The 18,894-nt window shown below is 41.2% G+C and carries 17 protein-coding genes; 6 read left to right on the top strand and 11 right to left on the bottom strand.

Annotation, left to right across the window (positions count from 1 at the left end):
* Positions 1–16: 16 nt before the first annotated feature.
* Entirely contained in the window at positions 17–973 is a 957-nt protein-coding gene (locus MKY93_RS08860) for an LCP family protein (protein WP_340758823.1), read from the bottom strand.
* Between the two features lie 536 nt (positions 974–1,509).
* On the opposite strand from MKY93_RS08860, the gene MKY93_RS08865 reads away from it, so the two are divergent.
* Both MKY93_RS08865 and MKY93_RS08870 read left to right on the top strand, forming a co-directional pair.
* Complete coding sequence (locus MKY93_RS08865) at positions 1,510–3,108, top strand: ABC-F family ATP-binding cassette domain-containing protein (RefSeq protein ID WP_009496639.1); 1,599 nt, start codon at positions 1,510–1,512, stop codon at positions 3,106–3,108.
* A 101-nt stretch (positions 3,109–3,209) separates the two neighbouring features.
* The gene (locus tag MKY93_RS08870) at positions 3,210–3,893 is read left to right on the top strand and encodes a hypothetical protein (RefSeq protein ID WP_009496638.1); all 684 of its coding nucleotides are present in this window, start codon (positions 3,210–3,212) and stop codon (positions 3,891–3,893) included.
* Between the two features lie 49 nt (positions 3,894–3,942).
* Here the strand turns inward: MKY93_RS08870 and MKY93_RS08875 are convergent, their stop codons facing one another.
* Entirely contained in the window at positions 3,943–4,143 is a 201-nt protein-coding gene (locus MKY93_RS08875; RefSeq protein WP_009496637.1) for a cold-shock protein, read from the bottom strand.
* Between the two features lie 210 nt (positions 4,144–4,353).
* Positions 4,354–4,647: a DUF1033 family protein gene (locus tag MKY93_RS08880; protein ID WP_009496636.1), complete on the bottom strand. Its 294-nt coding sequence runs from the start codon at positions 4,645–4,647 to the stop codon at positions 4,354–4,356.
* Positions 4,648–4,878: 231 nt separating this feature from the next.
* Here MKY93_RS08880 and MKY93_RS08885 point away from each other — a divergent pair, with 231 nt between their 5' ends.
* The gene (locus tag MKY93_RS08885; protein ID WP_009496634.1) at positions 4,879–5,538 is read left to right on the top strand and encodes a 5-bromo-4-chloroindolyl phosphate hydrolysis family protein; all 660 of its coding nucleotides are present in this window, start codon (positions 4,879–4,881) and stop codon (positions 5,536–5,538) included.
* The gene (locus MKY93_RS08890; protein ID WP_078816636.1) at positions 5,528–6,718 is read left to right on the top strand and encodes a toxic anion resistance protein; all 1,191 of its coding nucleotides are present in this window, start codon (positions 5,528–5,530) and stop codon (positions 6,716–6,718) included. Before MKY93_RS08885 ends, MKY93_RS08890 begins: the two co-directional genes overlap by 11 nt.
* A 445-nt stretch (positions 6,719–7,163) precedes the next feature.
* Here the strand turns inward: MKY93_RS08890 and MKY93_RS08895 are convergent, their stop codons facing one another.
* Complete coding sequence (locus MKY93_RS08895; RefSeq protein WP_340758825.1) at positions 7,164–7,448, bottom strand: hypothetical protein; 285 nt, start codon at positions 7,446–7,448, stop codon at positions 7,164–7,166.
* A gap of 386 nt (positions 7,449–7,834) precedes the next feature.
* On the opposite strand from MKY93_RS08895, the gene MKY93_RS08900 reads away from it, so the two are divergent.
* Complete coding sequence (locus MKY93_RS08900; protein ID WP_340758826.1) at positions 7,835–8,041, top strand: hypothetical protein; 207 nt, start codon at positions 7,835–7,837, stop codon at positions 8,039–8,041.
* Between the two features lie 149 nt (positions 8,042–8,190).
* Here the strand turns inward: MKY93_RS08900 and MKY93_RS08905 are convergent, their stop codons facing one another.
* From MKY93_RS08905 to MKY93_RS08920, 4 genes are all read right to left on the bottom strand, one after another.
* Positions 8,191–8,400 carry a DUF6501 family protein gene (locus MKY93_RS08905; protein ID WP_078816639.1) on the bottom strand — a complete coding sequence of 70 codons (210 nt, stop codon included), beginning with the start codon at positions 8,398–8,400 and terminating at the stop codon, positions 8,191–8,193.
* Between the two features lie 82 nt (positions 8,401–8,482).
* Complete coding sequence (gene odhB / locus MKY93_RS08910; protein ID WP_221837998.1) at positions 8,483–9,700, bottom strand: 2-oxoglutarate dehydrogenase complex dihydrolipoyllysine-residue succinyltransferase; 1,218 nt, start codon at positions 9,698–9,700, stop codon at positions 8,483–8,485.
* 96 nt (positions 9,701–9,796) lie between these two features.
* Entirely contained in the window at positions 9,797–12,607 is a 2,811-nt protein-coding gene (locus tag MKY93_RS08915; RefSeq protein WP_340758827.1) for a 2-oxoglutarate dehydrogenase E1 component, read from the bottom strand.
* A 187-nt stretch (positions 12,608–12,794) separates the two neighbouring features.
* The gene (locus MKY93_RS08920; RefSeq protein ID WP_340758828.1) at positions 12,795–13,871 is read right to left on the bottom strand and encodes an undecaprenyldiphospho-muramoylpentapeptide beta-N-acetylglucosaminyltransferase; all 1,077 of its coding nucleotides are present in this window, start codon (positions 13,869–13,871) and stop codon (positions 12,795–12,797) included.
* 100 nt (positions 13,872–13,971) lie between these two features.
* On the opposite strand from MKY93_RS08920, the gene MKY93_RS08925 reads away from it, so the two are divergent.
* Positions 13,972–15,324, top strand: coding sequence for an MATE family efflux transporter (locus MKY93_RS08925; protein ID WP_340758829.1), 1,353 nt, complete (start codon positions 13,972–13,974; stop codon positions 15,322–15,324).
* A 16-nt stretch (positions 15,325–15,340) separates the two neighbouring features.
* Here the strand turns inward: MKY93_RS08925 and MKY93_RS08930 are convergent, their stop codons facing one another.
* Genes MKY93_RS08930 through MKY93_RS08940 form a run of 3 tightly spaced genes read right to left on the bottom strand, consistent with a single transcriptional unit; the run spans position 15,341 to position 18,839 of the window.
* Positions 15,341–16,405 (bottom strand): Ger(x)C family spore germination protein, encoded by a 1,065-nt coding sequence (locus MKY93_RS08930; RefSeq protein ID WP_340758830.1) that lies wholly within the window; start codon positions 16,403–16,405, stop codon positions 15,341–15,343.
* Positions 16,381–17,424, bottom strand: coding sequence for a GerAB/ArcD/ProY family transporter (locus tag MKY93_RS08935; protein ID WP_340758831.1), 1,044 nt, complete (start codon positions 17,422–17,424; stop codon positions 16,381–16,383). The genes MKY93_RS08930 and MKY93_RS08935 overlap by 25 nt, the downstream gene beginning before the upstream one ends.
* A complete protein-coding gene (locus tag MKY93_RS08940; RefSeq protein ID WP_340758832.1) occupies positions 17,421–18,839 on the bottom strand; it encodes a spore germination protein in 1,419 nt (472 codons plus the stop codon). Before MKY93_RS08940 ends, MKY93_RS08935 begins: the two co-directional genes overlap by 4 nt.
* Positions 18,840–18,894: the final 55 nt, after the last annotated feature.

Raw genomic sequence — 18,894 nt, forward strand, 5'->3', positions numbered from 1 at the left:
CCTTCTGTACGACCCTTTATTGTGCGGCTAAAAAAGAATGAATCGCTTCCCTATTTTTATCTAGATCGATTTCTATAACAGAACCTGCATGCCGGTAAGAGGTGAACGAATAACTATCCTCTACTGGTATCCTCAATGTTTCGAGATCCAATTTTCTTTTCGCCAAAACGGTCACGACTTTGGTCAATTCTTCTTTCGAAGTGAGATCGGTTTGGATATAGTTATCAAGTGCGCCTGCTACTTTAGGTGCCTGCAAAATAGTAGATAAACTAAATAATTCATTCTTAACAGCTGAAATAACTTCCTGTTGCCTGTTTACTCGGCCAAAATCTCCTTCGTTGTCCGCTCGATAGCGGGCATAACCTAATAATTCTTTGCCGTTAAGCTTCTGTACCCCCGGAGTTAACGTAACGCCTATTTTTTCAGACATTTCCTTTTTCACATCCATCTCCAAGCCCTTTGGAAACATAATATCCATAATTGATTCAAAGTTTTCGAAATCGACGACCGCGTAATGATGAATTGGAATATTAAACATTCCTGAGATGGTTTCTTTTGCGGTTTGTACACCGCCTAAGTAGTATGCCGTATTTAATTTATAGGATTGATAACCCGGTATCTGAGCATAAATATCTCTCATGAATGAAATCAACTTGGCGTTTCCGTGTGTTTGATCCCAAGAAAGTACCATCATCGTATCCGTACGGTATTTACCAGAACCATCATTATCAATTCCAAGCAACAAATAATTTTCCGTTGTGGGGTCTTGGGGATCTAGTAAATCGCCTTGAAAGTCTCCAGGGTCAATCTCATTTCCCGCAGTCATCGCTTTACCTTGCTTGTATTGAAAATAACAATACGCTGCAACTGTGATCGTACCAAGCAATAAAAGGGTAATAAAAACCCTGCCGATCCGAAGCTTGCGTTTCTTTTTTCTGCGACGCGGCAGTTGTTCTTCCAAGTGTTCTTCCATTTAACCTTCATTCCTCCAATAACCCTGTAGTCCTTTAATCAATTACGCCTCGGCGTAATTGCGTCCAGATTTTGAATTGTGCTTAGGCCTACGTGATGCAGGTCAGTTAACCTATGCCGCAGGACGCGGCGATCTTTGGTTAACTTCATCTCTCAAAATCTGTGACATCCGCCGGAGGCTTTATCTTTGTTCAGCGGGCGTTTAAACACCCATCGAACAGGAAATAAGACCCCATTCATCTCACCACCTGTAGAGGTGGGAGTCTCCTGCTGAATATAGATAATGACGTTTTTGCCTCCGGTGGGTTGCGTCTGGATTATACGTTTCAAATTGATTCGCGATTTTACAATGTCAGTATAAGCATAGCCGAAAATAAAAGTGGAAATACAAATAATAAGGCTTGATGATTTGCTGTGTCAGCAAACTCCTGCTTCTCTTATCGTAAACCCAAAATGCAAACAGTTCCAGCCCAAACATTCCATTCCATCGTTTTTTCATGTATAATAGGAGCATTGTGAATTTAGGAGGATTTAATTATGTTAGCAGTCAGTAATGTGAGTCTTCGCTTCGGCGACCGCAAGCTATTCGAAGACGTCAATATACAATTCAATCCAGGCAATTGTTATGGATTAATTGGAGCGAATGGTGCGGGAAAATCAACTTTTATCAAAATCGTTTCAGGTGAACTTGAACCTCAAACAGGTAATGTCATCCTAGGTAAAGACGAGCGCTTAGCTGTATTGAAGCAAAACCACTTCGAATATGAAGAATTTGAAGTAATGGAAACGGTTATCATGGGACATAAGCGTCTATATGAGGTTATGAAAGAAAAAGATGCCATCTATATGAAAGAAGATTTCTCAGATGAAGATGGTATGCGTGCAGCTGAATTAGAAGGCGAATTCGCTGAAATGAATGGATGGGAAGCAGAATCAGAAGCTTCTGTTCTTCTTCAAGGACTGGGCGTCTCTGAAAGTATGCACCATGTTAAAATGTCCGAATTAACTGGATCGGATAAAGTTAAAGTATTGCTAGCCCAAGCTTTATTCGGCAAGCCGGATGTATTGCTTCTCGATGAGCCGACCAACCACTTGGACTTGAAAGCCATCCAATGGCTGGAAGAATTCTTGATCAATTTTGAAAATACTGTCGTTGTTGTTTCCCACGACCGTCATTTCCTGAATAAAGTCTGTACGCATATTGCGGATCTTGATTTCAGTAAAATTCAAATCTACGCTGGGAACTATGATTTCTGGTACGAATCCAGCCAACTTGCGTTAAAGCTTTCTCAAGAGCAGAATAAGAAAAAAGAAGAAAAAGTTAAAGAACTCCAAGCGTTCATTGCGCGTTTCAGTGCGAATGCTTCGAAGTCCAAACAAGCAACTTCCCGTAAAAAGACACTCGACAAAATCGAATTAGACGATATCAAACCATCGTCCCGCCGTTACCCTTTTGTGAACTTCACAATGGGCCGCGAAATCGGGAATGATGTATTATCGATCAAAGACGTTACGAAAACAGTAGATGGTAAAACCTTCTTGAAAGATGCTACGTTCACACTTGGCAAAGAAGATAAAGTCGTTTTACTAGGTAATCCGCTTGCTAAATCTGCATTGCTCGATTTGCTTGCAGAAGAAACTGAGCCGGATACAGGATCGATTAAATGGGGTGTTACAACGACACGTGCGTACTTCCCTATTGATAACTCGAAATACTTTGAAGGATCTGAGCAGACATTGGTCGAATGGCTGCGTCAATATTCTCCAGAAGATGAAACGGAAACTTTCCTGCGTGGATTCCTGGGCCGTATGCTCTTCTCGGGTGAAGAAGTAAAGAAAAAACCAAGTGTATTATCAGGTGGAGAAAAAGTACGTTGCATGCTCTCTAAAATGATGCTGACAAGTGCTAACGTTCTTTTACTTGATGAGCCGACCAACCACTTGGACTTGGAGTCGATCCAAGCATTGAACAATGGTTTAATTGCGTTTAAAGGCGCAATGGTCTTCACATCTCATGACCACCAGTTCATTCAGACAATCGCCAACCGTATTATCGAAATCAATGAAGATGGAACAATTTTCGATAAAATGATGTCGTATGATGAGTATTTGGAATGGAAAGGTCAAAAAGCATAATTGTTTCATGGCCGCTTTCTCTTTGAGAAAGCGGGCTTTTTAATTTTCATGAATAGTTGGTTTCATTGAGGGTATACCACAGAATAAAGGAGGTTTTTTACATGAAACGCAATTCAATCGTTCTTGTATTTGCGCTTCTGCTTGTAATGGCCGGTTGTTCTTCTAAGCCCGCTACATCATTGGATGGCAGTGGCAGCACAAATGATAAGCCGACTAAGGATGAACAAACAAATGAGAGCCAAACAGATCATCAGGATGCAGAAAAAACAGAAGTGCAATTACTCGACTATTTTCTTCCTGATGGATCAAGTGCCCATTATAAAGGTGAAGGAAATGAGTTTGCTGAATTGGATATCACAGTGAATTCCCCTATTGAGGATTATATTGTAATCCATGAAAATAACGGTGGGTCTTTCATTCAGAAAGTATACAAGCTTCAAGGAGATGAAATCCAGGTTCTTCAGGAAGAGCCGGTCGAATTGAATGCCGACGTTCCTTCTAAAGAAGAGTTGGAGGCATTGCAGCCGATCCGCGTCTATTTAAAGGGACCGATCGAAAAAGGCACAACGTTTGATGATTGGACTATTGTAAAAATGGATGCTTCTGTAGAAACACCTTATCAGCAATTTGAGGATGCGATCGTCATCGAAAAAGAGGATAAAGACATTATCAATCGCATCTATTTAGTGAAAGGATTCGGCGAAGTAAAACGAGAGTCGATCATGACATCAGAAGAAGATTTTGTAGTAACTTCTCTGCTGGAAACAGTAACACAACCTGAATGATTTATCCCACATAAAAAGGCGCCTCTATAGGCGCCTTTCTGCAAGTGGATTATAATTTCACAACGTTAGCTGCTTGTAAACCACGGTTTCCTTCGACAACTTCAAATTCAACTTGTTGACCTTCGTCAAGTGACTTGAATCCGTCGCCTTGGATTGCTGAGAAGTGTACGAAAATATCGTCTTCTCCATCAACTTCGATAAAACCAAAGCCTTTTTCAGAATTGAACCACTTTACTGTACCTTGTTTCATTCGATAACCTCCAAAAATGTATAAGTACTTGTTAATACATGAACTTTCGCATAAAAAAATTCACATATTACAAAAGGTGCCGACGTCGCCGATCCCTTTTGTAATAGGTGAATCAATTAGCATACGATCGTTCGATTAATTTACTTAGAGCAAGTATATCATAATTGGATGGATTGTCAATAAAAAGCATACCGAACTTACAGAATCTTTTTACGATATATCTGGCTGATCATTCACCAATACAATAAGTCCATGATAAATTTGCAAATCGCCTTCACAGCCGTCGCAATAATGCTTTTCAGATGGCGACCAAAATGCATGAAAACAGCCTTTGCGTGTCTCATAGTGCTCGTAACGCGTTTTCATATCGATAACCATAGCACTCACATATTCTTGCATTTCAATTTTATTTGGAAATGTTTTCGCAGAGATTGTAAAGTCTCTCCACTCTTCAAACATCCACCATGGTTCAAAATCAGCTTTCATATAGACCACTTCATACATTAGTATGCACCCCTTTATCCGCTCTATGCATGAATGACACTTATTCTAGCAAATCTATTCCCTATAGCAAAGTAAAAAGATTGGCGCGACGAAATATATGAGTTTTTATCCGATTTCAGCTATAATTAGGATAGGATGGATTATGGTCAACATCCCCATTGGGCCGAATGAAACTTTTTCGTTGTTAATCCGTAAGTAATGTATATAGAATGGAAGGTGGCCTGACAAATTATGAATAAAATAAAAAACTTTTTTACGCGACACGCAATTATGGCTCCTGCTAGTTTCCTGACTTGGTTCACTCTGATCGGAGCTACGAGTCTGAATTTCTTTGTGAGTTCTGCGATTGGTATCGCGTTGTATGCAGGTGGAAATGTGGCCATCAAAGAAGTACAATTACGTTCCAACCTGAAACAACTTGGAATGACGCGTACTGAATATAAGCATATCGAACACCAACTCACCCAATCCAAGCAAAAATTGAAACGTTTGGCCAATATGTATGGACAAGTGCGTTCTATCCAAGCGTTTAGACAAGTATATGATATGTCTTCGATGGCTAGAAGGATCATTAAAATTGTTCAAACGAATCCACGTAAATTTTATCAGGTGGAGACGTTTTTCTACGCACATCTAGATTCTGCAGTAGAATTGACTTCTAAGTATGGCCTATTAGTTAACCAACCGCTAAAAGATAGAGAAATCAAAGTAGCTCTTCAGCATACACGGGAGACGTTATCTGATTTAAGTCAAGAGATGGAAAGAGATTTACGAAATGCAGTTGCGACAGATTTAGAGCAACTACAAATGGAAATTGATTTTGTTGATGTTACAATTAATAAAGATAAACCGTTGCTCGAATCGAAAGGAGAACATTCTAATGACAGATAAAAATGCACAAGAGGAAACCACAATTGATGACTTACTCGGCAATCCATTCGACATGGATGCCAGCCTATTACCGCAAGAAATGGAGACTACCCTTGCGGAAAGCGGCGCGTCTACTAAGCTCGTAGACCGCCTATCAAAAGAAGAACAAGACAAAGCGAAACAGTTGGCTTCGCAAATTCCCGTAGGCAATTACGAAGCAATTATTACGTATGGTGCCAATGCTCAAAACGAACTGTCGCGCTTTTCCCATAAAATGCTGGATCATGTACAAAGTAAAGATATAGGACCTGTTGGCGATGTGCTCAATGAACTGATGAATAAACTATCCGAAATCGACCCGGATGACTTATCGGAGAAAAAGAAATCTGGCCTAAGCCGCCTATTTGGTAAAGCAACACGCTCTGTTCAGGAAATGATGACGAGATATCAAAAATTAGGTACCCAGATTGATAAAATCGGGGTGCAATTGGAACATTCAAAACGCGGTTTAATGGAAGATGTGCGCATGCTTGATAATCTATATGAGCAGAACAAGACTTATTTCCAAGCACTTAACGTCTACATTGCGGCCGCAGAACTGAAAGTCGAGGAAATCAACAATACGATTATTCCTGAATTGCACAGAAAAGCAGAGCTTGCGGATGATCAAATGATGGTTCAAGAAGTCAATGATATGGCACAGTTTGTCGATCGCCTGGAGAAACGTCTCTACGACCTGCAACTGTCACGACAAATTACGATTCAAAGTGCTCCGCAAATCCGGATGATTCAGCAAACCAATCAGACGTTGGCAGAAAAGATCCAAGCATCCATTATGACGGCGATTCCATTATGGAAAAACCAAATTGCAATCGCATTGACATTGAATCGTCAGCAAAAAGCTGTAGAATCTCAAAAGCTTGTAACAAAGACTACGAATGATCTGTTACTGCGTAATTCGGAGATGCTGAAAACGAACAGTATTGAAACGGCCAAAGAGAATGAAAAAGGCATAATTGAAATCGATACTCTGAAAAAGACACAAGAGAACTTAATCCAAACGATTGAAGAAACACTTGTCATCCAAGCTGATGGCCGAGCGAAACGTAAAGCCGCGGAACACGAGATCGCGCGTATGGAAGAAGATCTTAAAACTCGTTTGCTTTCTGTATATGAAGAATCAAAAAACCGTCCTTCGTAAAGTGCGAAGTTCGGTTGAAAGGAACTAGTACTATAAGTATTATTCTAATTAGTATGCAGTTCACTAGTAAAACGACAAAACACATAGCAAATAAAAACGCTCAGATTTGATTCTGAGCGTTTTTGCAGTTCAATAGTTTACAGACGTTGGGAGTTGTTTGTCCGATAATCGTGCCTTTTAATTGAACTATGAATTTAACCTGACTAACGGGTTACAGCCTGGCAGCCGTTGAATTCCGTTGCAGGCGGACGCGTTCCGCAGGGCGGGCGTTGAACCACACTGCTCGCTTCGCTCACCTAGGTGTTTCACCTGTCCCGCTAATCCTGCCGGAGTCGCCGCCTTCCACTCCAATCAATTAAGGAGGTCTGTTTGAAATTTTTATTCCGCAATTGCGCCCGTTACCTGAGTAAATCCAATGTTAAAACCACAAAAATAATATTCAAAATTATAATTTCATTTCTTTGTAAACTGCAATAGGTTCTACTGAAATGTCCGGATAAGCAACCGTTGAAAACATATCGTTTATTTTGCTAAACTCTTTTACAATTTCATTAATAAACGGACCTAAAGATTTAGCTTTGCTAATCCCTAGTGTATTAATTCCTTTTCCTAAATCCTTAACAAATGATTCTATATCTTCACTACTTCTTCCTGGGATATTCGTTATTTGACAAATCAATAGGAAATAGGTGGATACTTTATCAGAGAAGAAATAGTCAACCTTAGACAAAAAGAAAGCCACTCTGCGCCGTAAGAAGCAAAAGGGTGGTTCTTGAGATAAAAAGGAATTTTAAATTGACAACCACTCACCTGGATGGCTAAGATTGCGGGAGAGTTCAAGATCTTCTATCTTTTACTATCTGCCCCCATTCTAACGTAAAAAGTATGCATGATTCAAGGAAGGGTTTCTAATCTTGAGTCATAGAGGAGAATGGTTACTTTTTTCTATTGATGAATAGTGCAATCATCCCTTAAAAAAGGAATTGAAATTTGTTTAATGAACTGGCTATTTAGTGTTGCAAGTATGAAACTCGTAATGAATTTAATCCGTCTTATATTACAAAGATTTCGAGAAGGGGTTCGATAGGAACAACTTTAATCAAAATCTAAAATGGAATGGGTGATTTTATGGGGTTCTGGTACTTACTTTTACTTCTGACAGGTGTTGTCGTTTTTATTGTGGGGTTAGTTAAAATAAAGACAGCTGGAGGAATTAAAGCGTTTGTTCCACTAGTTACAGGAGGACTATTTGTAATCTTATCCGTTTTCTTATTAACGCCTAATAGCTCAGAAATTATTACAGACCTTTTAAATTTGCAATAGTAAATAGCTTTTCAAAGCGAATGGTCGCGATCGTGGAAAAAACATTATGGATACCTTCTATTCGTAAAATAGTATAAAAAAAACGCTCAGAAATCTGAGCGTTTTTTCATGTCAATCGAACTTGTTACCTCATAAGGACATTTTTGCAGTTAGATCTGTTCGTTTGCAAAGTACGTTTTGTAATAGCCGCCGACTTTTCCAGAATTGTCGACGATGAATAAAAATTCATCTGTTTCATTTTTTACTTCGTACGTATTCCCTGCTGTCAACATATGATTGACGACATATTTTTCCGCGTCGGTGTGTGTGCACGTGACAGTTTTCAAAGTAGGTGCCTCTAACCAGTTCAGATAAGACATAGTTTCATCTCCCCTCTCATATTTCATAAAGGAAAGCGACCCGCGAATTGAAACGCGGGTCGCTTTATTTTGAATCAGACGATCAAGAACCTAGTAGAAGGTCTTCAGGGTTTTCAAGCAACTCTTTAACCATCTTCAAGAATCCAACTGAATCCTTTCCATCAATTACACGGTGGTCGTAAGAAAGTGCTACATACATCATTGGACGGATTTCGATGTTGTCGCCAACAGCTACTGGACGTTTTTGGATAGTATGCATACCTAGGATACCTACTTGTGTACCGTTTAGGATTGGAGTAGATAGTAATGAACCGAATACTCCACCATTCGTAATTGTGAATGAACCGCCTGTCATATCGGCAATTGTCAATTTATTGTCGCGTGCTTTTTTCGCAAGCTCTCCGATAGAAGCTTCAATTTCAGCAAAGTTTTTACGGTCTGCGTCCACAACGTTTGGTACAACCAATCCGCCTTCAGTGGAAACTGCGATACCGATATCAAAATAGTTTTTCAATAAAATTTCATCGCCATCAATTTCCGCGTTGACATAAGGATACTTCTTCAATGCCGCAACGACTGCTTTCGTGAAGAATGACATGAAGCCAAGGCGCACATCGTTTTGCTCGAAGAACTGATCTTTCTTGCGTGAACGAAGAGCCATCACGTTTGTCATATCAATTTCGTTGAACGTAGTAAGCATTGCAGTCGATTGCTTCACTTCAAGAAGACGCTTTGCAATCGTTTGACGGCGGCGAGTCATTTTTTCGCGTGTGATGCGGCCGTCATCTTTAGCTTCAGTTACAGCCGGTTTAGCTTGTGGCTGTGCTTTAGGAGCGTTTGTATGAGCGGATACGTCTTGTGCACGTACGCGACCCATTGGATCTACAGGTGAAACCGCTGCTAGATCGATTCCTTTTTCACGTGCCATCTTACGTGCTGCCGGGCTTGCAATTGTACGGTCTGTAGAAGTTGCTTGCTCAACTGCAGCTTCTTGTTTTGGAGCTGGAGCTGCTGCCGGAGCCGCTGCTTCTGTTGCTTGTGGAGCTTGCTGTGCCGGTGCACCTGAACCTTCGCCTACAATCGCGATTACTTGGCCAACCTCAACTGTGTCGCCTTCCGCAGCCAGTAGTTCAGATACCACACCTGCTTCTTCTGAAATGACTTCGACGTTCACTTTGTCTGTTTCCAATTCAACGATGAATTCACCTTTATCTACGTTTTCACCGGGTTGTTTCAACCATTTTGCAATTGTGCCTTCTGTAATCGATTCTGCTAGTTCAGGTACTATGATCTCTGCCACAATAAATTCCTCCTCGTAGGTGTACCGTTTTCACGGATAGCTACTTTTGTATAAGTAGTTTTTGACTGTTTTTGAAAAGCTTCCTTATTTGTTATATCACTTTTTTAATGCTTCTTCAATAATTCGATTTTGTTCAACTTTATGAGAAGCTCCGTCGCCTTCTGACGGGCTGGAACGGTGAATACGACCAACATATGAAATGTCCTTGCCATCTGCCAACTCTTCCAAGTATGGATATGCAAACGACCAAGTACCCATATTTTTAGGTTCTTCTTGTACCCATACCAAGTCTTTCACTTTCGGGAAGCGAGCAAGGATTTCTTTGATTTTGTCGGATGGGAATGGGTAGAGTTGCTCTACGCGAATGACGTGCAAGTAGTCAAATCCTTCGCCATCTTTAATTTTCTCTGCAAGATCGATTGCTACCTTACCGCTTGCAAATAAAATTTTCTTAACTTTTTCAGGCTTCGTACCCGTACCCGGCTGTTCAAGCACTGTTTTAAAGTGACCTTCCACTAAGTCATTGACGTCTGCCCCAACTAGTGGATGACGCAATAACGACTTAGGCGTCGCAATAACTAACGGACGCTCTGCTTCACTTCCAAGAATCTTCGATTGACGACGCAATACGTGGAAGTAATTAGCTGCACTTGAGATGTTCGCAACTGTCCAGTTATTTTCTGCACACAGTTGTAAATATCTTTCGATACGAGCGCTGGAGTGCTCAGGTCCTTGTCCTTCGAATGCGTGTGGCAATAACAAGACAAGTCCTGATTGCTGACCCCACTTGGAGAAGCTGGAAGATACGAACTGATCAAACATAACTTGTGCCATGTTCGAGAAGTCACCGTATTGTGCTTCCCAGATGGACATCGTTTTGTCTTCTTCCAAGTTGTAGCCGAATTCATAACCGACGATTCCCGCTTCCGTTAATGGGCTGTTGTATGCTACGAACGAAGCGTTGGAGCCACCAATATGATGCAACGGAACGAATTCTTCACCTGTTTTTTCATCATGGAGAACTAGGTGACGTTGAGCAAATGTACCGCGCTGGATATCTTGACCAGACATACGGATTGGTTTGCCGTCCTGTAAAATAGAACCGAATGCGAGTTGCTCAGCGTGCGCCCAGTCGATTTTACCTTTTCCGTTAAACGGTTCTTCACGTCTTTTAAGGATTTTATCCAGTTTGCTAAATACCGTGAATTCAGATGGATAAGTCAATAGATCTTCATTCATTTTACGAAGACGATCTTCTGCAACACCTGTTTCAAGATCACGCGGTAGTCCAGCAAGTACCCCTTCTGGTGTGGCATTCGAAATTTTTGGAGCGTCTGCAGAATCTTCCTTCACACGGTCGTAAGCTTCTTGCATAGACGCGATGACGGATCGGTCCATCTGCTGCACTTCTTCGTCTGTCATGATTTTCTGTTCCACCAGACGCTGTCCGTAGATTTGGCGAACTGTTGGATGCTTATGAATCTCATGATACATCACTGGGTTTGTTACAAGCGGCTCGTCCATTTCATTGTGTCCGTAACGGCGGTAACCGATCAGGTCAATTAGGACGTCTTTACCGAACTTTTGACGGTATTCAAATGCTAACTTCGCTACAGCAAGAACTTCTTCCGGATGGTCTGCATTCACGTGGAATATAGGTACCTCAAAGCCTTTTGCTGGATCGGACGCATAATGCGTAGAACGAGAATCATAGTATTCAGTCGTAAAGCCAATAGTATTATTGGCGATTACATGAATAGATCCGCCTGTTCTGAAGCCGCGTACACGACTGTAGTTGAATGATTCAGGTACAATACCTTGTCCTGGGAATGCTGCGTCACCGTGTACAAGTACCGCATACGCTGCATTTGTATCTTGTTTTGGAATCCCTGGCTGATCTGTGTTCTCCTGTGCAGCCCGAGTTTGTCCTGTAATAACTGGATTCACAACTTCTAAATGTGAAGGGTTATAGGCTAAGAAACGGTTTAGACCGGATTCACCTTTGTAAAGAGCACCCATATGGTATTTTACGTCGCCAAACCAACCGCGCGTAACTTCCAATGAGCCGTCTTTTGGTAAGAATGGGGATGCCGGTACGCCTGCAAATTCTGCAAACATCATTTCATATGGTTTATTTAGATTATGTGTCAACACGTTCAAACGTCCGCGGTGAGCCATGCCAATCAACATTTTTTGTACTTTCGCTTCTTCAGAACGGCGAACCAATTCATCGATCAATACGACAAGAGTGTCCACTCCTTCTATAGAGAAGCGCTTGGCTCCGACGAATGTACGGTGAATAAATTTCTCGAAACCTTCAATTTTCGTCAAGCGTTCGAGAAGTTCCTTTTTCTCATCGCCTTGCAAGCTTGACTGCACGTCGCCGTTTTCAATTTTAGTTTGAATCCAGTTACGCTCAGTTTCGTCGATTAAGTGTGAAAACTCATATGCGATGGAACCTGTATATAAAGATTTCAGGTAATTCATTGCATCCAATCCGTTTTCCACTGTTGGTGGAACATTTTTCAAGAACAAAGATGCTGGCAATCCGACCAGATCGCTGTCTGTCAATCCGTGATATGACAATTCTAGACGTGATGTATCCTTTGGTCGATCGTTTAATGGATAAATGTCTGCTGCAAGATGCCCATACGAGCGAATGGCTTCTAGTAAAGAATAGACGGCAAGTACTTTGCGCAGATCTGTTTGTGAACCTTGCGCTACAACTGCTACTTCGCCGGACTCATCGATCTGAGGCGCACCAAAATTCCTGAATAGCTCTGCTAACTCAGGATCAACTGCATCTGGATCTGTTTTAAACAGATCATACATTTCCATTACATACCCAAGGTTTGGACCCGAAAAAGCAGAGTACGGGGAACGATGGGAATCCACAATGTTCGACATGTAATATTACCTCCACATTTGCCTATTGGCTTGTTGTGATTATTTTATATACTTCCATACAATAATAGCACGCAAATCTTAGAACTGAAAGGGATTAATACAAAGTTGTGAACTTTTCTATAAAGGACACGAAAAAAACATGAAAATCGCGACAAAGTCTTTGACAAAGGTGTATTGCTATTGTTTTTTATTTCTGAAAAGACAAAATCATTTCAGCCATTTTCTCAGGGGTTTTTGGTTCTGTCGTTTTTTCAATATTCGACAGCAGTCGAGTTTTTTCTTGCTCCAGATATTTGAAGAGTTCATCCATCGGCTGATCTGCAAGATGTTCTTCCTCTACTTTAAGCGCTAATCCTTTTGATTCGAAATAAGATGCATTCAGTAGTTGATCTCCCCTACTTTTGGATGCAGCGAGCGGAACGAGTAGCATAGGTTTATGGATAGCGAGCAGCTCGAAAATTGCATTGGAGCCGGCGCGTGAGATCGCGTAATCGGAAGCCGCCAACAAATGAGGCAATTCCCCTGTTACATACTCAAATTGAACGTAGCCTGCTAAGTCGTTTAACTCATGAACTGCATTTCCTTTCCCGCATAAATGAATGATCTGATACTTCTTCAATAGTTGAGGCAATTCACCGCGTATCGCTTCATTCAATACGGCTGAGCCTTGGCTTCCGCCCATGACGATGAATATTGGACGGTCGGATTTTAACCCCGCTATGTGCAAACCTTCTTCTTTGCTGCCGTTAAAAAGTTCAGGACGGATAATAGGACCCGTGCAAGTAGATTTTCCAGCCGGCACATATTGCAAAGTTTGCTCAAACACGGTGAAAATCTGCGAAGAAAACGGCAATGCGAGTTTATTTGCTAATCCTGGCGTGACATCGGATTCGTGGACTACAACGGGCACATTGGCCAGCTTAGCCGCCATCACAACAGGAACCGAAACGAACCCACCTTTAGAGAAAATGATTTCTGGCTTGAGCTTTCTTATAATAGACAATGCCTGAAAGGTACCTGCTCCCACGCGAAATGGATCGGTAAAGTTTTTCATGGAAAAATAACGCCGCAACTTCCCACTTTGTATAGAGTGATAGACCACTTCAGGATGTCCATCACCGATTAACTCTCTTTCTATCCCTTCATGTGAACCAATGTAGTGCACACTATATCCTTTACCCAATAAAACCGGGATTAAAGCTTGATTGACGGATACATGCCCAGCCGTACCGCCACCTGTTAATACAATTACCGGTCGCTTCATTCTTCCCATCCTTCCTTGTAAATCTTATGTAATGTAATTTTCGCTTTGTTTTTCATGATACAATAGCCATTGAAAAATAATTATAGAGGAAATGAAAACTATGTCTATTGCTGAGAACACATTAAAACAGAAAAGCTCGTTATTCATTAAAATCATGCTGCCGATTTTAATTACTCAAGTTGCACTCTACTTGATGTCTTTCTTCGATATCCTGATGACCGGACGCTATGATACCTATCATTTAGCAGGCGTCACGATCGGTTCTTCTTTCTGGATTCCTGTTTACACAGGGCTATCTGGTATCTTGATGGGTCTTACCCCTATTATTGCACAGCAAATCGGCTCGAAGAATAAAAGTGCGATCCGGCCTACTGTCCAGCAAGCATTATACGTTTCCCTCACTCTTTCGGCAATCATTTTTGTATTGATCAAGTGGGGAATCTTGCCTGCGATCACCAAAATGCCGCTCGATGATCTAGTTGTGGAAGTTGCTACGAATTACTTGACCGGTATGAGTGTCGGCTTGGTACCGCTGATGGCCTATACCGTGTTGCGTTCTTTTTTCGATGCCTTAGGTGCAACTCGAGTGTCCATGTTCATTATTTTATTATCTGCTCCGATTAATATTGTCTTAAACTACTTATTGATTTTCGGGAATTTTGGTTTTCCTGAATTAGGCGGCGCAGGTGCGGGCTATGCTTCTGGAATTACATATTGGTTAGTATTCTTCATAGCCACGTTAATCGCTTGGTCATCTAAGCACTTTAAAGAATTTGCTCTGTTCCAAGAATGGCAACCTGTATCGTTTACGAAGTGGAAAGAGATATTATTGGTCGGTGTGCCGATTGGACTTTCGATTTTCGTGGAAACGAGTATTTTCTCAGTTGTAACGTTACTCATGAGCGGCTATACTGCCCAGGTGATTTCTGCGCACCAGATCGCTTTGAATTTTACTTCTTTACTTTATATGGTGCCGCTAAGCGTATCGATGGGTACGACGATTTTGGTTGGTCAATCAATTGGCGGCAATCGGCCAAAAGATGCCCGGGAGTTTACGTATCTCGGAATTGGATTTGCTGTATTGTTCAGTTTCCTATCCATATTCATCTTACTGACGTTCCGTGAAGCCATCGCTTCTATGTATACGCCGGATCCAGCAATTATTACACTCGCCATTCACTTTTTTGTCTATGCTGCGTTCTTCCAACTGTCCGATGCAGTGCAAGCACCTATTCAAGGCGCTCTGCGAGGGTATAAAGACGTAACGATGACGTTTTTGGTTGGTGTCATTTCATTTTGGGTGATTGGTTTGCCGGTAGGGTACGTTTTGGCTGGTTATACGAGTTTAGGGGCGTATGGCTATTGGGTCGGACTCATCACAGGATTGACAGTTGGTGCCGTCATTCTTTCTTTTCGCTTACGTTATATCCAAAAAAGACAAAGCCAGCAGTGATATTCTGCTGGCCTTTTTATTCTAGAATGCCTAAATCACGGAATGTCAGCTCTGCTTCTACCGTAATCGGCAGCTCAGAAAAAGTGTCCTGCCATTTTCCACGCTTCCAAAGCTCAGGATGAAATGCTCGCACTTTACGACCGAGACCGATCATATCGCTTTTTGCTTCCTGCATTTTGCCGACCACATCATTGAAGTCTTTCGTTAACTTTTCCGATAGTTGTTTCTCCACTGCTTGTGTATTGTGGTGATACTCAGGAAATGCCTCCATGGTCGCTTTCAGTTTCATGCGGATTATTATACGATCGTTCAAAATATCCCAACTATCTTTTACTTTCAAAACGTTAAATGTCAGTTCGTTTTCTTTTTCATCATTCTCTAGTTTGTAGCTGATGCGAGTGAATTTTCCTTTCTCCCCACTTAAGAGCGTAGCGAGCATTGCTTCTCTACTCTGTAGAACATGACCTGTAAAATCCCTCCCCGAAAACAGTCCCACGCCTACCAATTGAGGTAGCCCTTCTTCATCTATTCTTAGATAAGGCAATGCGAGGTCTTGTGTGTTATCAAATAACAAGGTACCTGCACGCTGCAGGTTTGCAGGGGGGAAATATGTGTAAATCTTTCCGGTTAATAAGAGTTCTGTATAGTAATTGGATACTTCTCCTTGTAAATCACCAGGAGGATTAAAATAAGTTTGAATATCGCCTTCTACTAAAGCCATGTAACTTTGCAGACGGTTTCTGGGCGCTCTATAGACGTTATCTAAATACTGATATAAATCATCTCGAGCCATCTCTTCAGAGACAAGAAGAACTTCCATTTTAGATAAATTCAGTACTTCCTTCGTACTGTAATTGGCGTTGATTTGAGCCTCCTTCATGGAATTCCCTTTCCCTTTGGATGTTGAAAACGTAATCTGATTACCGTCAAAAACTGGAAAAGCAAAGGTCATGTGAACATCGTCATCGCCTCCTTCCATTCCCGCCAGCGGAACGATGGTCACATCTTTAAATAAAAGCTCATCCCAGCAACCGCTGAGCAGTAGAGAGGACAGTATTAAGACGAGGAGTCTTTTATCCATTTATTCAGTCCTTTCTTTAAAAGAATGAGAATGATCGGCAAGACGATACCTATTGCTAAGTGGAGATAATTCACTATTTCCCGAATCCATTCATTTCTTTCCTTTGAAACGAAAAAACCAATGACTGCCAATAAAAATAGGTGGATAACTATATTTTGCCGTCTTCGTTTGCTCTCATTGTCGGCTGGCCAAATCATCACAACGAAGAAAATGTATAAAATGACGGTGACAATACTCCATATGATCCATGCAATCATGTAAAACAAGTCCGCCCGTTCAATGAAAGACAATGTTAGAGATTTCATCATGTACAAAGTGGGCTGTGGGATGGTCTTGATTTCCTCTATCCCAAAGAATAATTGGTTGATCAGGATAGCTGCCAAATAAAAAAGCGTCCAACACAGTTGATAGGAGAATAACGGCCAGCCCGCCAATGATCTTACTTCTTTAACAGAGGGTCGTAAAAATAAATAAAACTCCAAGCCAATCATCGGTGCTGTCGCGACTAAAAACGCTCTTGCCATTTTCACCACATTAAAATCTATTTGGGGAGCCATCCTGTACCAATCCAAATGAGGGATGGCTAATAGCCAAGTGGATACGATAAAAATGACTACAGGAATTGCGATCGTCCAAATGTTTAATACAGCAGTTACCTTTCCGTAGTTCGCATAATACGAAACAAAAAGAATGATAGCCGATGTCACAATAATTGGGGTGTTTGGTAATGTCCATAACGTCAATAAATAGACGATAAAACTGAGTCCGCTAATGATGACGAACAACCAATAAATTTTGAATATCCATTGGATGAAGGTGGGTACGCGCAACCCATGATAAGTCTTTTCAAAGAGTAGAAACAGCAAGTACTGTATGAGAGCGATCACTAAAAAAACCAACCAGCTATTTTGTTTTGCATCTTGAATTAAGTAATGCTGAAACGACATAAAGACGCCGCCTGTCTGTATGAAAAACAATATACAGAAGAATTGAGTTTTGGATAGTTCAAACATCATCATTTCCTACCTCTCCGAAAAAACGAAAATGTCTTTTGCTGTGGATGATGACGGAAAAAAGGCAGCCTTAAAAAAACAACCCATAGACGAGACGCATCAAATGGTATTAATGGAGAAAAATAAGGCTGCTTTAATGATGAAAGATTAAGTAGATGGATATACAAAAGCAATGCCATGATACACATTCCGAAAAAGCCAAATAACGTGGCCATAATCATAAAAGGAAAACGAATAATTCGGATACTCATATTCATTTCTGGTGAAGGAATGACGTAACTCGAAATAGCTGTAATGGCTACCACAACAATCATGACATTCGATACAAGTCCTGCGTTTACGACCGCGTCTCCTATTACCAATCCACCCACGATCCCAATTGTCGGACCGATAGGAGTGGGCAATCGAAGACTGGCTTCCCGAATCAGTTCAATGAAGAGTTCTAAAAATAACGCTTCGAAAATAGGTCGGTATGGGAGATCATTTACCGTAAGCTTTACTTGTTGACTAATATCATTCGGTAAAATTTCAAAATGATAACTCACTACGGCTATATAGAATGCTGGCAGTAAAACAGCCATTACCAAGCCGCCTAAACGCAATAGTCTATAAAACGTACCGACAATAGGGCGGGCATTGTAATCATCGGGGGATTGGAAAAACGAAAAAAACGTGACCGGCCCAATTAATACGGTAGGTGAATGATCGATTAAAAAAGCAATTTTACCTTCCAATAAATTTTCCACTACTCGATCCGGTCGTTCTGTATTTAATAGCTGAGGAAACGGAGAGTATACCGTGTCTTCAAGATAGTCTTCCATTTGTCCAGAGCCCAATGCATATTCGCCTGGGATATTCTTAAGTCGGTTTGCCGCCTCAAGAACCACATCCGGGTCTGCAAGAGAATCAATATAAATGTATGTTGCGTTAGAATTATTTTCTTTACCCATCTTGACCGTACGAATTACTAAATCAGGGATGGCAAGCCTTTTTCGAATCATGTATAGGTTTTGCTCCAAAGACTCTACAAAACCTTCGTGTGAGCCGCGGACGGTTGTTTCTCCAATTGGTTCATCGGGAGAACGGGCTGTGAAGTGTTGGGTTGATAATTGTATTTGAATGTTCATCTCAGGGAAGATCAGTAGGGTCATGCCTGAACAAATGCTTTCGATTAACTGCTCTTGATTGAAAGCCTGAACGGTTGAAATAGCTGTCGTGCCCCAGTTTTTCAACGCTTGTTCAGAGCGCGAACGCATCAACTCAATTTGTTTAGCCGTTTCAACAGTATCTACTAGGGTTGTGAAATAACAAACGAAACCTTTCCCTATCGTCCATTGTACTTCCTGGATAACTAAATCAGATGATCCATAAAACAAGTCTTCCAAAAAATATTTATCTATCGTTGATGCGGGGTTCTTCATGAAACTCACCTCTATGCAAGTCAGTATGCATAAAATTCATCTTTTATATGCAAAA

The organism is Sporosarcina sp. FSL W7-1283 (assembly GCF_038003105.1).
In the GTDB taxonomy this organism is placed as follows: domain Bacteria; phylum Bacillota; class Bacilli; order Bacillales_A; family Planococcaceae; genus Sporosarcina; species Sporosarcina newyorkensis.

Bases quoted from the DNA above. Each gene is read 5' to 3' on its own strand.
- MKY93_RS08860 (WP_340758823.1), bottom strand. From the start codon at position 973: ATGGAAGAACACTTGGAAGAACAACTGCCGCGTCGCAGAAAAAAGAAA.
- MKY93_RS08865 (WP_009496639.1), top strand. From the start codon at position 1,510: ATGTTAGCAGTCAGTAATGTGAGTCTTCGCTTCGGCGACCGCAAGCTA.
- MKY93_RS08870 (WP_009496638.1), top strand. From the start codon at position 3,210: ATGAAACGCAATTCAATCGTTCTTGTATTTGCGCTTCTGCTTGTAATG.
- MKY93_RS08875 (WP_009496637.1), bottom strand. From the start codon at position 4,143: ATGAAACAAGGTACAGTAAAGTGGTTCAATTCTGAAAAAGGCTTTGGT.
- MKY93_RS08880 (WP_009496636.1), bottom strand. From the start codon at position 4,647: ATGTATGAAGTGGTCTATATGAAAGCTGATTTTGAACCATGGTGGATG.
- MKY93_RS08885 (WP_009496634.1), top strand. From the start codon at position 4,879: ATGAATAAAATAAAAAACTTTTTTACGCGACACGCAATTATGGCTCCT.
- MKY93_RS08890 (WP_078816636.1), top strand. From the start codon at position 5,528: ATGACAGATAAAAATGCACAAGAGGAAACCACAATTGATGACTTACTC.
- MKY93_RS08900 (WP_340758826.1), top strand. From the start codon at position 7,835: ATGGGTGATTTTATGGGGTTCTGGTACTTACTTTTACTTCTGACAGGT.
- MKY93_RS08905 (WP_078816639.1), bottom strand. From the start codon at position 8,400: ATGTCTTATCTGAACTGGTTAGAGGCACCTACTTTGAAAACTGTCACG.
- MKY93_RS08915 (WP_340758827.1), bottom strand. From the start codon at position 12,607: ATGTCGAACATTGTGGATTCCCATCGTTCCCCGTACTCTGCTTTTTCG.
- MKY93_RS08920 (WP_340758828.1), bottom strand. From the start codon at position 13,871: ATGAAGCGACCGGTAATTGTATTAACAGGTGGCGGTACGGCTGGGCAT.
- MKY93_RS08925 (WP_340758829.1), top strand. From the start codon at position 13,972: ATGTCTATTGCTGAGAACACATTAAAACAGAAAAGCTCGTTATTCATT.
- MKY93_RS08930 (WP_340758830.1), bottom strand. From the start codon at position 16,405: ATGGATAAAAGACTCCTCGTCTTAATACTGTCCTCTCTACTGCTCAGC.
- MKY93_RS08935 (WP_340758831.1), bottom strand. From the start codon at position 17,424: ATGATGATGTTTGAACTATCCAAAACTCAATTCTTCTGTATATTGTTT.
- MKY93_RS08940 (WP_340758832.1), bottom strand. From the start codon at position 18,839: ATGAAGAACCCCGCATCAACGATAGATAAATATTTTTTGGAAGACTTG.